The following is a 13,218-nucleotide window of genomic DNA, read 5'->3' as shown; positions in this document are numbered from 1 at the left end:
GCTATTTAGTGCGGCGCCGGCGCGGCCGGGGGCGCGTCGGCCTCGCCGATCTCGACGCCGACCAGGCCGATGCCCAGCAGCCGGGTATCGTTGCCGCCGTACAGCGAGGCCGGGGTGGCCGGCCGCGGCACCTCGATCTGCAGCGTGCGCTGCTGGCCGTCGGTTTCCAGTTGCAGGAACAGTTCCTGGGTCGTGGCCGGCAGCCGGAAGCGGGTGCTGGCCTGGCCGGCGCGCAGCACGAAGTCCTGGCCGACGTTGGGGCCGAAGGCGCGGCCGTTGAGCAGCACCGTCAGGTGGCGCGGCAGCGGCTCGCTGGTGTGCAGCGTGACGGTGGCGGCGTTCGACCAGCTGCCCCAGTGTTCGGCGTCGGCCAGGCCGTCGACCGCGCGCAGGTGGCCGCCGGCCAGCGGCTGCACCATATTGAGCTGGTACAGGCTGCGGCCGCCGTGGCTCAGGCGCACCAGCGCGTAGTCCGGCGTGGCTAGCACCGGCTTGAGCGCCGGCGGCAGCGCGTGCTTGCCGATCACCAGCAGCCACTGCTGGCGGGCCGGGGTCTGGGTCAGGTCGAACGGCGCGCCTTCCTGCAGCTCGATGGTGGCGGTCTGCGCATGGTCGCTGTGGAACTGGGCGCGCGCCAGGCCGCCCAGGCTGTCGCCGGCGATGCTCAGGCGGGCGCGCTGGTCGTCGTCGAGGAAATCGTGCACCAGGCGGCCGCCCAGGTCATACGGATTGGGCTGCTGGGCGCGGTGCATCAGCGCCGTGCTGGCGCCTTCGCCGGCCAGCGCGAACAGCGGCGCCAGCACCAGCAGGTACAGCGGCCGGGCCCGGCCCGGCTGCCAGATCCACAGCGCCAGCAGCGCCAGTTGCAGCACTGCCAGCAGGTAGTACAGCGGCGGCAGCACGTGCATGCTGAACAGTTCCGGGCTGTCGATGGCCGACAGCTGGAAGGCCGGCACCAGCTTGGCCGTGGCCGCCAGCATCAGCAGCGCCAGCGGCACGGCGATGGCGGCGCGCAGGCGCAGGCCGAGGCGGTCGCTGTGGCGCGCCACGGCCAGCGCCGCGATCATCAGCAGCGGGAAGGTGAAGTCGTAGTAGCGCAGGTGCAGGCGGATGATTTCCTGCGGCCCGGCGTCGGCGATCGAGGCGGTGTAGACCGCCGTCATGCCCAGCGCGGCGCCCAGCATCAGCACGGTGTAGGCCAGCAGTGCGCGGCCCTGGCGGCCCAGCGCCTCGCGCAGCGGCGCGCTCAGGGCGGCCGCCGCCAGCATCGTCAGCGGGAAGGCGAACAGCACCAGCAGGCCCATGGCGTGGCCGAGCGCGTTGTGGGCGAACGGCGCCAGCAGGCGGGCGACGCCCAGGCCGCTGTTGCTGACCTGGCCGCCGTAGAAGCTGCCGAGCAGGCTCAGGCCGACCGGACCGGCCAGCAGGTAGCCCAGCGCCAGCTTGACGGCGAAGGCGGTCAGCGCGGCCAGCGCGGCGGCGGCGGCGCCGGCCGCGAGCCAGCCGTTGCGTTCGGCGCTGCGGCGGCTGTGGACCAGGAACAGGCACAGCGCCGGCAGCAGGAACAGCGCATGCACCTTGATCAGGCTGAGCACGCCGAGCAGGGCGCCGCCCAGCAGCGCGTAGCCCAGGGTCGGCCGCCACTGCGGGGCCGGCGCGGGCCGGGCCAGCAGCGCCCAGCTCAGCACCCAGAAGCCGAAGAAGTACATCGATTCCGGCATGAAGTAGCCGGTGTAGCTGCTCACCGGCGACAGCACCGCCAGCAGCGCGACCAGGCGCGCCGCCGGCCGCCCGGCCAGCGGCCGCGCCACCAGGTAGATGAAGGGCGCGGCGGCGACGAACAGGGCGGCGTTGAGCACGCGCGCGCATTGCAGGAAGCCGGTGCCGCAGGCGTTGGTCTGGCCGAACAGCTTCAGGTACAGCCACGACGGCACCTGCGATTGGCTCAGCGGCTGCAGGCGCGCGAACTTGCTGTACAACCATTCGTCGGCGAAGACCAGGGGGTAGGCGCCGGTGTTGCGCAGCACCAGGTACAGCAGCACGGCGACCAGCGCCAGTGCGAAGCCATGGGTGGTCAATGCCAGGCGTTGCCGGGCGGCGAGCCGGAATAGGGACATGGGGCGGACACTTTCAAAAAGCTGGGGGGGGACGTCGAGATCGACCCCGATGATAGCGTTGTTTTGTTAAACGGGCAATATTTCAACCACGCACTGGCGTCTTGGCGCGCGCGCGCGTCATGCGGTGGATCGGCCGGCGCGGCACCGAGGCGATGTCGTGCGCCAGGAAGGCCAGCACCAACTGCATGCCCATCAGCATCGGCAGCGCCGACAGCATCACGGTGCCGGGCGCGGTGGCGGCGCCGGCGTGCGCCGACTGCAGCCAGTGGACAATGCCGTAGCTGCCGCCGCCCAGCAGCATGAGCAGGCCCAGCGGCAGCTCGATCGAGGCCAGCGACATATTGCGCAGGTAGTAGTTGTAGAAGATGCGCTTGCCGAAGTTGCGCAGGTGCTTGGCCATGAACTCGGTGACGATCTTGGAGATCTTCAGGTTGCTGACCTCGTCGCCGTAGCTGGCGTCCATCGGCACGTCGACCACGGCGGCGTTGATGGTGTTGAGGCGGAACAGCATGTCGGTCTCGAAGAAATAGCGCTTGCTGATGCGGTGCAGCGGCAGGTGGCGCGCGGCGTTGACGTGGATCGCGGTGTAGCCGTTGGTGGGGTCGAACAGGTCCCAGTAGCCGGACGACAGCTTGGTCAGCAGCGACAGCACGGCGTTGCCGAACAGGCGGATGGCCGGCATCTGGTTGATCTGTTCGAGGTCGAAGAAGCGGTTGCCCTTGGTGTAGTCGGCCTCGCCGTTGACGATGGGGGCGACGAAGTCGGGGATCAGGCTGGCGTCCATCTGGCCGTCGCCGTCGACCTTGACGATGATATCGACGCCCTCGGCGATGGCGGCCTGGTAGCCGGTCATCACGGCGCCGCCCACGCCCTGGTTTTCCTCATGCTCGATGACCACCACGCGCGGGTCGCCGCACTGTTCGCGCACGAACTGGCCGGAGCGGTCCGGGCACTTGTCGTCGACCACGTAGATGCGGCTCACTTCCGGACCGATGCCGGCGATCACGCCGAGGATGTGGCGCGTGACCTTGTAGCTGGGGATGACCACGGAGATGCGGGGAGTAGGAATAGACATGGCTTATCAATCGGGGGTAGCGGCGGAGCCGGGGAACAAAATGGCGGTCAGGTTGCGGGCGTTGTCGGCCCAGGTGTGCCAGGGCATGCCGGACGAGGACTGCACCTGGCCGGCCGCGCGCAGGCGCAGCCATTCGCGCACGGCGGCGGCCAGCGCGGCGCCGTCGTCGCCGCTGAAGTACTGGGCGTGCGCGCCGGCGATCTCGCGGAACACCGGGATGTCGCGCGTGAGCAGCGGCAGGTCGTGGCGCGCGGCCTCGATCAGCGGCAGGCCGAAGCCTTCGCCCTCGCTCGGGAACAGCAGGCAGGCGCAGTCGCGGTAGACCCGCTCCAGGTATTCGTCGCTGATGCCCTGCAGCCAGTGCAGGCGGCGCCCCAGTTCCGGGTGGGCGCGCAGGCGCGCCATGATGGCCGGGATGGTGCGGCGGCCGTTGTCGGGCAAGCCCTTCCAGCCTTCGCCGCCGACCACCACCAGCCGCACGTCTTCGCCGGCGGCCCACAGCTGCTCGAAGGCGTCGAGCGCCTGCAGGTGGCCCTTGCGCGGCTCGATGGTGCCGACCATCAGGAAGCTCGGCGCGGCGGCGATGTCGGCCAGCACGGCGGCGGCGTCGTCGGCCAGGCCGGTGCTCGGCAGCGAGGCGGCGATGTCGGCGCCGTGGTGCAGCACGGCGAACTGCGGCAGCGGCCGCTGCGGCGCCTGCTGGGCCAGCCAGGCGCGGGTTTCGTCGGCCACCGCGCCGCTGATGCAGATCAGGCGGTCGGCGTTGCTGCTGACGGTGTGCAGCCATTTTTCAAACACGTCGTCGACCCGCGCCGGGAAGAACTCCGGCCGCAGCACCGGCAGCAGGTCGTGGATCAGGAAGTTGACGCTGACGCCGGCGTCGCGCCAGCGCTGGAACAGGCCGATGCGGCCGGCCTCGGTGACGGCGCCGGGGAAGAAGTCGGGGCTGTAGAACACATCGCCGGCCGCCACCCGCACCTCGTCCTCGATCACGCCGTAGCTGTCGGTGCCGGTCAGCGTGTGCTGGTAGCGGCGCGCGTAGCGGTAGTGCCAGCGGCCGCCCTCGTCGCTGAGGTAGACCGGCAGCACCTGGTAGCGCGTGCTGTGCAGCGCCATCAGCTCGGACAGCTGGGCCCGCACCACGCGCTGGATGCCGGTCTTCAAGTCCTCGCGCGCCACGGCCGAGACGTCGACCAGCAGCTGCGGGGCGACGCCGCCGCCGCCGACGCGGGCGTGCGGCTGGTCGGACAGCAGCGCCTGCTGCAACTGCTGCGCGCTCTGCTGCCAGGTCAGCCACGGCATGTCGGCCGAGGCCGGCGCCTGGCCGGCCGCGTGCAGCGCCAGCCAGGCCTCGATGGCGTCGGCCAGCTGCTGCGGCGACTGGCCGTCGAAGTAGTAGGCGTGCTCGCCGGCCACCTCGCGGAACACCGGGATGGCGCGCGCGATGATCGGCAGCTTGTGCTGGGCCGCCTCGATCAGCGGCAGGCCGAAGCCTTCGCCTTCCGAGGCCGCCAGCAGCGCCGCGCTGTGCTGGTACAACTGCTGCAGCATCTGGTCCGACACGCCGGGCAGCCAGAACAGGCGCTGTTCGCGCTGCGGGTGCTGCTCCAGCTGCTTGACCAGGGTGTCGACCAGCCAGCCGTTCTTGCCGACGATGACCAGGTTGAGCGCCACGCCCTTGGCCCACAGCAGTTCGCAGGCGGCCAGCGCCTGGGCCTGGCCCTTGCGCGGTTCCAGCGTGCCGACCATCAGCAGCGTCGGCGCTTCCTGCAGCGCCTGCAGCACGCGCTCGGCGTTGTCCGGCAGGCCGGTGCTGGGGGCGCTGGCGTCGAGGTCGGCGCCCAGGTGGAAGTGGCTCAGCTTGAGCGGCGCCTGGCGCCGGTTGGGGCGGCTCGCCACCCACGCCGCCAGCTCCTCGGAGACGGCGCGCGAGATGGCGACGATGCCGTCGGCCGCGTAGGTGATGGTGTCGAGGTAGTCGGCGTAGTACTTGTCGGCGGCGAAGGTGAAGCATTCGGGACGCAGCACCGGCAGCAGGTCGTACACCACGAACCACACGGCGACGCCGCGGCGGCGCATCGCCAGCAGCTGCGGCTGGTTCTGCGAGGTGATGTTGGAGGCCAGGTCGAGGCCGAGGAACAGGTCGCCGGCGCGGCTGTCGATCGGCGCGTCCTCCAGCTGCGGCGAGCGCACGCCCAGCATCTCGGCGGTGAAGCTGCGCGCGTAGCGGTAGCTGCGGTTGCTGCCCTCGCTGTACACCGGCTCGACGCGGTAGCCGGCCGGCGGCGCCTTGATCAGCGCCAGCACGATGCTGCGCACCACGCGCTGGATGCCGGTCTTGTAGTCGGACTGCACCAGCGCCGAGATATCGATCAGCATCTGGCGCGGCGCGGCGCCGGGCTGGTTGGCGGCGATGGCGGCGGCCGCGCCGATCAGCTGGGTCTCGTCCGGCGCCGGGCGGATCGCGCTGACGGCGGCCACCAGCTGGCGGTAGTGGCCGGCGGCGCTGGCGCGCGCCAGCTCCTCGATGGCGGCGTGGTACTGGCGGCCGACCGCGGCCGGCGCGTGGTGCAGGCGCACATGCGCGCGGCCGGCTTCGGCCAGCTGCGCGCGGCGCTGCGGCTGCGCGTACAGCTCGGCCAGCGCGGCGCTCAGCTGGGCGTCCTCGAACAGGTCGGGCAGCTTGACCAGCACGGCGTCCGGCAGGGTGGCGGCGGCGCCGTGGGCGTTGATGATGGCCGGCACGCCGTGCAGCAGGCAGTCCAGCACCGAGGCCGAGGTTTCGCCGCGCGTCTGCGTGCGCAGCTGCACCGCGACGTCGCTGGCGGCCAGGTAGTGCTGGTAATCGTCGGTGCTGACGAAGCCGGTGATGGCGATGCTGGCCGGCGTGTCGCCGGCGGCGCCGGCGATCTTGCGCGCCAGCTCGGCGCCGTACTGGCCGCCTTCGTTCTCGCCGACGAACAGCAGCCGGCACTCGATCTGCCGCGCCAGCGGCGAGGCCAGGAAGGCGTCCAGCAGGCGGTGATTGAGCTTGGTCGGGCCCAGCATGCCGAAGCTGCACACCAGGAACTCGTGCTCGGCGATGCCCAGCTGGCGGCGCGCGGCGGCGCGCAGTGCGGCCGGGGTCTGGCCGGCGGCCTGCGGCGGCAGGCCGCGCAGCAGCGGCAGCGTGCGCCAGGTGTCGGCGCTGCCGGGGCCGTACCATTGTTCGGCCAGCGTGCGCGAGAAGTCGGAATGGACGATGACGCCGGCGGCCTGGTCCAGCACCGCCTTGTTGCTCGGCATGGCCCAGATCGACGGGTTGTGGCCCAGCTCCTTGTGCGCCAGCAGGCCGCTGTGGCCGTGCGAGGCGTACAGCGCGCGCACATAGGCCAGCGGCTGCACGCCCTCGCGTTCCATGTTGTCGATCACGCCGCTGAGGAAGAAGTCGTGCAGCACGACGATGCCGGGGTGGCGTTCGAGCAGCGCGAACATGTACTGGTGGGCGTTGGAATTGCCGAAGTGGTACAGCAGGCGCTGGAAGTGCGGCGCCTGCTGGTCGAACTGTTCCGGCGTGAGCAGCGGCAGGCGGCTGCCCAGCGCGGTGGCGGCGACGCCGCCGGCGCTGGCGGCAGCGACCACCAGCGTGATGTCGTAGTACGGTTCCAGTTCGGCGATCAGCTCGACGCTGTAGTCGGCGATGCCGGATTTTTCCGGCGGCAGCGGCGAGATGTAGGCCAGCCGCGGCCGGGCGGAGGCGGTGCTGGCGCCGGCGGCGCGCTGCGCCAGCCGGGCCGCGTGCGCCTGTTCCAGCGCCAGCCACAGCGCGGCGGCTGCGGCCTCGGCGTCGAGCCCGGCGGTCAGCGCCGGCAGCACCAGCGCGGCGCCGCGCAGCGGCGCCTGCTGGCGTTCGGCGAGCGCTTTATCACCAACTGCGCCGGCCGCGCCGGCTTCGGTGTAGACCATGGCCACGCCGTCGGGGCCGGGGCCGAACACGGTGTCGTTGAGGGCGACGTCGAACAGGCCGGGCGCGAACACCGCGTCCGGGTTGAGGCTGGCGAGGAAGCCGTCGCGCACCAGGGTGGCGGCGTGGTGGCTCCAGCCGTGGCCGGCCGGGACTTCATAGCTGAGCAGCTGCGCCGGCGGCAGGCCGTCGAAGGCCAGCCGCAGACGGTCGATGTGCTCGCTCTGGCCGGCGGCCAGGGCGATCAGGACGGTGTGCGCGGCGGGGCGCGCGGCGGCCTGGCGCAGCAGCGCCTGGGCCAGCGCGAGCACCGCCTCCGGCGTGCGGGCGGCGCCGTTCTGGCAGGATTGGAGATCGATTACTAGGCGCATGTTCAGTGTTCGTTAGGGTGTTGTGCGCGGCGCAGGTCGTCGAGCACCTTGCGCGCCGACAGCGGCAGTTCGCGCAGCAGGTGCGGCACGGCGGCGGCGCCGGCGGCCGGGTCGCCCTGTTTGATGGCCTGCAGGCTGCGGCTGATGGTGCTGCTCAGCGCGGGCGAGCGGCTGATCAGCGGGATCAGCACGCGGCGCAGCGCCGGGCGCGAGCTCAGCCAGCGCACGCCGCGGCGCACGCCGCTGTGCGCGGCGCGCACGGCCAGCTTGGGCAGGCTGTTGTCGCCGCGCCGCGCCAGCGCGCGCAGCGGCGCGGTGAGGCGCCACGAGCTGCTGGCGTACACCGCCATCAGGCGCTGCTCCAGCTGCGCGCCCCATTCGGCGGTCTGGTGCAGATTGTTTTCCAGCTGGCGCGCGGCGCTTTCGGACTGGCGCAGCCCGGCCTGCAGCTGCAGCACCTGGTCCTGGCGCTGTTGCAGCTGCTGGCGCACCTGCAGCACCTGCTGTGTCAGCAGCTCGGCGCGCGCGACGCCGCTGTGCACCGCCTGCTCCAGTTCCTGCGCGCGCTGCGCGGCGCGCGCCAGGTCCTGCTGCAGCGCGGCGGCGTGGCCGGCCTCGCGCGCCACCGCCTGCTCCAGCTCGGCGCCGCGCTGCACCGCGCGCGTGACATCCTGCTCCAGCGCGCTGCTGCGGGCGTCGGCCGTGCGCGCCAGCTGCCAGGTGCTTTCGATCTGCTGGTCGAGCTCCTTGCCGCGGCGCCAGGCCTTGTCCAGGTGGTGGGTGATGAAATCGTCGAACACGTTCGGCTGCAGCTGCAGCCGCTCGGCCAGCTCGGCGTGTTCGTCGGCCACGTAGTAGCGGTTCAGGCCGTCGAACCAGGCGTAGCGGTAGCCGTGGCCGGTGACCAGCGCTTCCCAGTCGCCGTGGTTGCTGTCGCGGCTGTTGGGCATGATGGCTTCGACCACCACGATCCACGGCCGGCACAGCGTGAAGTCCATGCCGCGCAGCACGTCGCCCTCGAAGCCTTCGACGTCGATCTTGAGGAAGTGCACCTCGCCGCGCACATGCTGGCGGCAGATCTCGGCCAGCGTCAGCAGCGGCACCGTGTGCTCGACCACCTGGTGGCCGTGGGCGCGGTGGGCGGCGGCCACGCTGCTGTCGGTCGAGGCCCAGCCGTTGACGTCGGGCACGTCGAACAAGGTGATGCTGCCGCTGTCGGCGCCGGCCGCCACGTTCAGGTTGATGTCGCGCGGGCGCTGTTCGCGGAAGGCCGGGCCGTAGGACGGCATCGGCTCGACGTTGATGCCGGACCAGCCTTGGTCGTAGAAGGCCTTGGTGACCGAGTGCAGTTCCGGATCGTTGGCGCCGACGTCGATATAGAAGCCGGCCGGCACGTCCCCGAGCGCGCGCCACAGCAGCACGTCTTCATAGTTCTGGGCGTAGGAGATAAAGCTCATGTGCGGGTGATCTCGATGGCGGGGTCCAGCCAGGCCGAACCCTCAAAATGGGGGCGCTGCATGTTCACCACGGTAAACACCAGCGCCAGGTCGCGCCACTCGTAGTTGTTGACCAGGTGGGTGGCGGTGCTGACGATGGCGGTGGCCACCGAATAGCTCCCGGCGCCCAGGTTGGCGGCGAAGCGGAAGCTGTAGGTGACGCGCTGGCCGGCCTGCATGTCTTCCAGCGGCAATTCCTTCAGGTGGGTGTTGGTGCCGTACATGGCCTGGCCGAGCCGGTCCTTGATCATATAGCCGAGCACCATGCGCGGGATGGCCTGGTGCACCGCCACGGTGATGCGCAAGGTCACTTGCTGGCCGACGTCGACCACCTCGACCGCCTCGCCGGCGTCGTTCAGCAGCACGATCTCGGCCACCGTGGCCTCGCCGGTGCCGGAGGTCACCTGCAGCTTGCCGTCGTCGCGCTGGTTCAGGCGCAGCGTGCTGTTCTCGCGTTCGGCGATCATGGCGTTGTAGTAGTCCATGATCTCTTCCGGCTTGCCCTCGCGCGCCAGGCGGCCGCCGTCGAGCAGGATGGCGCGGTCGCACACCGACTGGATCGCCTGCTTGTCGTGCGACACCAGCAACAGGGTGGTGCCGGCGCGGCGGTACTGGCGGATCCGTTCGAAGCTCTTGTGCTGGAAATAGGTGTCGCCCACCGACAGCGCCTCGTCGACGATCAGGATGTCGGGGCGGCGCGCGGTGGCGACGGCGAACGCCACGCGCATCTGCATGCCGCTCGAGTACACCCGCACCGGCTGGTCGAGGTAGTCGCCGATTTCGGCGAAGGCTTCGATGTCGGGCATCAGCGCGCTGATCTCGTCGACCGTCAGGCCGATCAGCTGGCCGGCCATGTAGACGTTCTGGCGGCCGGTGAAGTCGGGATGGAAGCCCATGCCCAGCTCCAGCAGCGCGGCCACGCTGCCCTGCATGTGGACGCTGCCGGTGCTGGGCTGGGTGGTGCCGGTGATCAGCTTGAGCAGGGTGCTCTTGCCGGCGCCGTTGATGCCGATCAGGCCGACCGCCTCGCCCGGCGCCACCTGGAAGCTGACGTCCTGCAGGATCCACTTGAGCTGGTGGCGCGGGCCGTTGAACGGCAGCATCCATTCGCCCAGCCGCGACCAGCGGTTGGGATAGAGTTTGTAGGCCTTGCCCAGGTTGCTAACAGTAATCGCGCCCATCAGAGTTCATCCACCATTTCGCCCGCGCGCTTGCGGAACAGTTGCAGGCCCAGCAGGCAGGTCGCCAGCGCCGCGCCGGCCGCCGGCAGCAGCGCCAGCCAGTGCGGCGGCTGGCCGCTGACCAGGATGGTCTGGTAAGCCTCGATCACCGCCGCCATCGGGTTCCACACCAGCAGGGCGCGCACCTCGGGCGGCAGGATGCTGGCCGGGTAGACGATGGGCGTGAACCAGAACCAGAACTGGATGAAGATCTGGAAGAACTGGCCGACGTCGCGGAAGAAGACGTTGAGCACGCCGAGCACCATGCCGACCCCGATCGCCAGCGCGACCTGGATCAGCAGCACCGGCAGCAGCGCCAGGAACACGGCGCCGGGGAACTGGCCGGAGGCGATCAGGAACACGGTGAACAGGCCGAAGATGATGCCGAAGTTGACCAGGCCGTTGAGCACGACGATCAGCGGCAGGCAGATGCGCGGGAAGCTGATCTTCTTGAGCAGATTGGCTTGTTCGAGGAACATGTTTTGCGCGCGCGAGGTGATCTCGGCGAACATGCCCCAGGCCAGCACGCCGGCGCACAGGTAGATGCTGTAGCCGTACTCGCTGGCGTTGCCGGGCAGGCGGTTCTTCATCACCTGGGAAAAGATCAGGGTGTACACCAGGATCATGGCCAGCGGGCTGAGCACGGTCCAGGCGGCGCCCAGCATGGTGTTGCGGTATTTGGACTGGAATTCGCGCTTGACGCTGCCGAGCACGAAGCCACGGTAGCGCCACAGCCCGTGTAGCATGGCGAGCGACATCATGCGGCCCGTGCGCGGCGCGGTGAACGAGAGAGAGGACGGCGGACTGGCATCATTGACTGGGGGCGGGCACGGAAATTACGAGACCGCGATTATACCCCACCCCTTGTTACGTAAGTAACATGTTACAGCTTGTCACACTGTGTCGGCGCCTGTCAGAGGGGCGGCGGCGCGGCGTCGCGCAGGTAGTCGGCCATGTCGGCCTGCAGCTGTTCCCAGGTGTAGAAACGGCGGTTTTCGTAGTACAGCGGACCGGGGTGCGGACGCTGCGCCAGCCGCGCCGGCGCGGCCGCCTGCAGCGCCTGGCGGCCGTTGAGCAGGGCGTGCGCCAGCACGAAAGGGAACAGCCCGATCCAGGTCAGCCGTTGCGACGGGTAGCACAGGCACAGGCGCAGATGGCGCAGGCGCGCGGCCCACGGGACGGGCCGGCTTTCGACCGGGCCGTTGGCGGCCAGCGGCGACAGCACGCGGAACAGCGGGCCGGGGCAGCGGTAGGCGTTGTATAGCGCGTACTGGCGCAGCAGCGGGCCCAGGCCGAGCCCGGTCGCCGCCTGCAGCGCCAGGAAATGCAGGGCGTCGTGGTCGTGGTGGCCGCCTTCCCAGGCCGGCGCGCACAGCAGGCGCAGCTCGGCCGCGTGGCCGGCCAGCCATTGCCCGATCCAGGCGCCGGCCGCGCGCAGCTGGCGCGGCAGGCTGGCGTCGACGATGCCCAGCGCGTCGCCGGCGAAGACGATGTCGGCCTGCTCCACGCCCAGGCTCGCCAGCACCCGGCGCGATTCCTGGTTGCGCCGTTCGGCGCTGCCGTGCGCGCCGTGCGTCAGGTAGGCGCAGCGCACCCGCCAGCCCTGGCGGCGGCAGTCTTCGATGGTCTGGAACACGCCGAACTCGTCGTCCTGGTGGGCGAACAGGAACAGCGCGACCGGCTGGCGTTCAGTAGGCATCGAAATCGAGGAAGGTGAAGTGGATGCGGGCCGGATCGAGCGTCGCCACGCGCCCCGACAGCGAGCGGTAGATCAGGTTCAGCGGCGACGGCCGCAGGCGCTGCGGAATGCTCGGATAGAAGGGGAAGCTGCGCTGGCTGTCCGGCAGCAGGCCCAGGTACAGGCGCAGCGGCGACCGGTGGCCGGCGGCCGCCGACACCGGCTGCGCGGCGCCGCCGACGGCGGCCGGCAAGTCCAGCTCCAGCTCGGCGTAGGCGCGCGCCGGGCCCAGCGCGGCGGCGTCGAAGCGCCAGCGGCGCCGCTGCCGCTGCGCGTGGACCGGGTTGTCCGGGTTGGCGCAGCGCCAGGCCAGGCTGGCGGCGCTCCACAGGCGCTGGAACGACGGCGCCGGGTCGCGCGCCGGCGCCGGCTGGCCGACCGGCCCCAGGCCGACCCGCGCCTCCAGCGGGCGCACCAGCTGGAAGCCCAGCTTGCGGATGAAGCCGGGCGTGCTGTTGGCGTTGGCCACGCCGTAGACGCCGTCGTAGCCGGCGTCGCGGCCGGCGTCGAAGGTCTGCTGCGCCAGCTTGGTGAACAGGCCCTGGCCCTGGTAGGACGGATGGGTGGCGGTGTTGAGCGAGAGCAGCAGGCGCGCCTCCACGCCCTCCAGCCGCACGCGCGCCGGCACGCACACGTAGTGGGCGGCCAGGGTGTCGCCGTCCCAGGCGTCGTAGCCGACCGCCGGGCCGTCCGGGTTGTCGGCGTACAGCCATTGCAGATAGGCCGGGGTGAACTTGGTGGCGCCGGGGAAGCAGGCGGCGAACAGCGCGCCGTAGCGCGCCAGCGCCTGCGCATCGGTGCGCAAGGGAGCGAATGTGATCATTTGAAGACCCAGTATTTACTCAAGAGATAACCGTTGACCGCCACCAGCGGCAGCGAGGCCAGCTTGCCCGCCAGCGCCCAGCCCAGCAGCGATTGCGCCAGCGCCACCAGCGCCACCGTGATCAGGTAGTTGGCCGCCACCACGCACAGGTAGCGGGCCACGGTGGTGCTGCTGCTGAGCTGCTTGAAGGTCACCTTGGCGTGGAACGCATAGTTGACCACCAGCCCGGCCACGAAGCCGGCCGAGGCGGCCGCGACCGGCGCGGCGCCGCCGCGGATCAGCAACTGCATCAGGCCGATATCGATCAGCGCGCACAGCAGGCCGCCGGCGACGAACAGCAGGAACTGCGGTTGCAGCAGCGCCCGCTTAAGCACGGCGGCCCGGCAGGCAGGACAGGATGGCGACGGCGGTGCGGGGCGAGACTAGCGGCATGGC

Annotated in this window: 9 protein-coding genes; all 9 read right to left on the bottom strand. The window is 70.8% G+C overall.

Annotation, left to right across the window (positions count from 1 at the left end; translation table 11 throughout):
• Positions 1-5 precede the first annotated feature (5 nt).
• Entirely contained in the window at positions 6-2,117 is a 2,112-nt protein-coding gene (locus RUGAMON1_RS08130; RefSeq protein WP_445230033.1) for a DUF7024 domain-containing protein, read from the bottom strand.
• 82 nt (positions 2,118-2,199) lie between these two features.
• A complete protein-coding gene (locus RUGAMON1_RS08125) occupies positions 2,200-3,192 on the bottom strand; it encodes a glycosyltransferase family 2 protein (RefSeq protein ID WP_445230032.1) in 993 nt (330 codons plus the stop codon).
• A 6-nt stretch (positions 3,193-3,198) separates the two neighbouring features.
• Positions 3,199-7,506: a glycosyltransferase gene (locus tag RUGAMON1_RS08120; protein WP_445230031.1), complete on the bottom strand. Its 4,308-nt coding sequence runs from the start codon at positions 7,504-7,506 to the stop codon at positions 3,199-3,201.
• A gap of 2 nt (positions 7,507-7,508) precedes the next feature.
• Positions 7,509-8,963: an FkbM family methyltransferase gene (locus RUGAMON1_RS08115; protein WP_445230030.1), complete on the bottom strand. Its 1,455-nt coding sequence runs from the start codon at positions 8,961-8,963 to the stop codon at positions 7,509-7,511.
• Positions 8,960-10,183, bottom strand: coding sequence for an ABC transporter ATP-binding protein (locus RUGAMON1_RS08110; RefSeq protein ID WP_445230029.1), 1,224 nt, complete (start codon positions 10,181-10,183; stop codon positions 8,960-8,962). The genes RUGAMON1_RS08115 and RUGAMON1_RS08110 overlap by 4 nt, the downstream gene beginning before the upstream one ends.
• Positions 10,183-10,983: an ABC transporter permease gene (locus RUGAMON1_RS08105; RefSeq protein ID WP_445230028.1), complete on the bottom strand. Its 801-nt coding sequence runs from the start codon at positions 10,981-10,983 to the stop codon at positions 10,183-10,185. The genes RUGAMON1_RS08110 and RUGAMON1_RS08105 overlap by 1 nt, the downstream gene beginning before the upstream one ends.
• 152 nt (positions 10,984-11,135) lie before the next feature.
• Positions 11,136-11,921 carry a PIG-L deacetylase family protein gene (locus RUGAMON1_RS08100; protein WP_445230027.1) on the bottom strand — a complete coding sequence of 262 codons (786 nt, stop codon included), beginning with the start codon at positions 11,919-11,921 and terminating at the stop codon, positions 11,136-11,138.
• The gene (locus tag RUGAMON1_RS08095; protein WP_445230026.1) at positions 11,911-12,783 is read right to left on the bottom strand and encodes a GNAT family N-acetyltransferase; all 873 of its coding nucleotides are present in this window, start codon (positions 12,781-12,783) and stop codon (positions 11,911-11,913) included. Before RUGAMON1_RS08095 ends, RUGAMON1_RS08100 begins: the two co-directional genes overlap by 11 nt.
• A complete protein-coding gene (locus RUGAMON1_RS08090; RefSeq protein ID WP_445230025.1) occupies positions 12,780-13,157 on the bottom strand; it encodes a GtrA family protein in 378 nt (125 codons plus the stop codon). The genes RUGAMON1_RS08095 and RUGAMON1_RS08090 overlap by 4 nt, the downstream gene beginning before the upstream one ends.
• Positions 13,158-13,218: the final 61 nt, after the last annotated feature.

This window comes from Duganella rhizosphaerae (genome assembly GCF_040364205.1).
GTDB lineage: Bacteria > Pseudomonadota > Gammaproteobacteria > Burkholderiales > Burkholderiaceae_D > Rugamonas > Rugamonas rhizosphaerae.
Note: the sequence above shows the minus strand (reverse complement) of the source record. Positions and strands in the feature narration are given on the sequence as shown.

Bases quoted from the DNA above. Each gene is read 5' to 3' on its own strand.
- RUGAMON1_RS08100 (WP_445230027.1), bottom strand. From the start codon at position 11,921: ATGCCTACTGAACGCCAGCCGGTCGCGCTGTTCCTGTTCGCCCACCAG.
- RUGAMON1_RS08130 (WP_445230033.1), bottom strand. From the start codon at position 2,117: ATGTCCCTATTCCGGCTCGCCGCCCGGCAACGCCTGGCATTGACCACC.
- RUGAMON1_RS08125 (WP_445230032.1), bottom strand. From the start codon at position 3,192: ATGTCTATTCCTACTCCCCGCATCTCCGTGGTCATCCCCAGCTACAAG.
- RUGAMON1_RS08115 (WP_445230030.1), bottom strand. From the start codon at position 8,963: ATGAGCTTTATCTCCTACGCCCAGAACTATGAAGACGTGCTGCTGTGG.
- RUGAMON1_RS08095 (WP_445230026.1), bottom strand. From the start codon at position 12,783: ATGATCACATTCGCTCCCTTGCGCACCGATGCGCAGGCGCTGGCGCGC.
- RUGAMON1_RS08110 (WP_445230029.1), bottom strand. From the start codon at position 10,183: ATGGGCGCGATTACTGTTAGCAACCTGGGCAAGGCCTACAAACTCTAT.
- RUGAMON1_RS08105 (WP_445230028.1), bottom strand. From the start codon at position 10,983: ATGATGTCGCTCGCCATGCTACACGGGCTGTGGCGCTACCGTGGCTTC.
- RUGAMON1_RS08120 (WP_445230031.1), bottom strand. From the start codon at position 7,506: ATGCGCCTAGTAATCGATCTCCAATCCTGCCAGAACGGCGCCGCCCGC.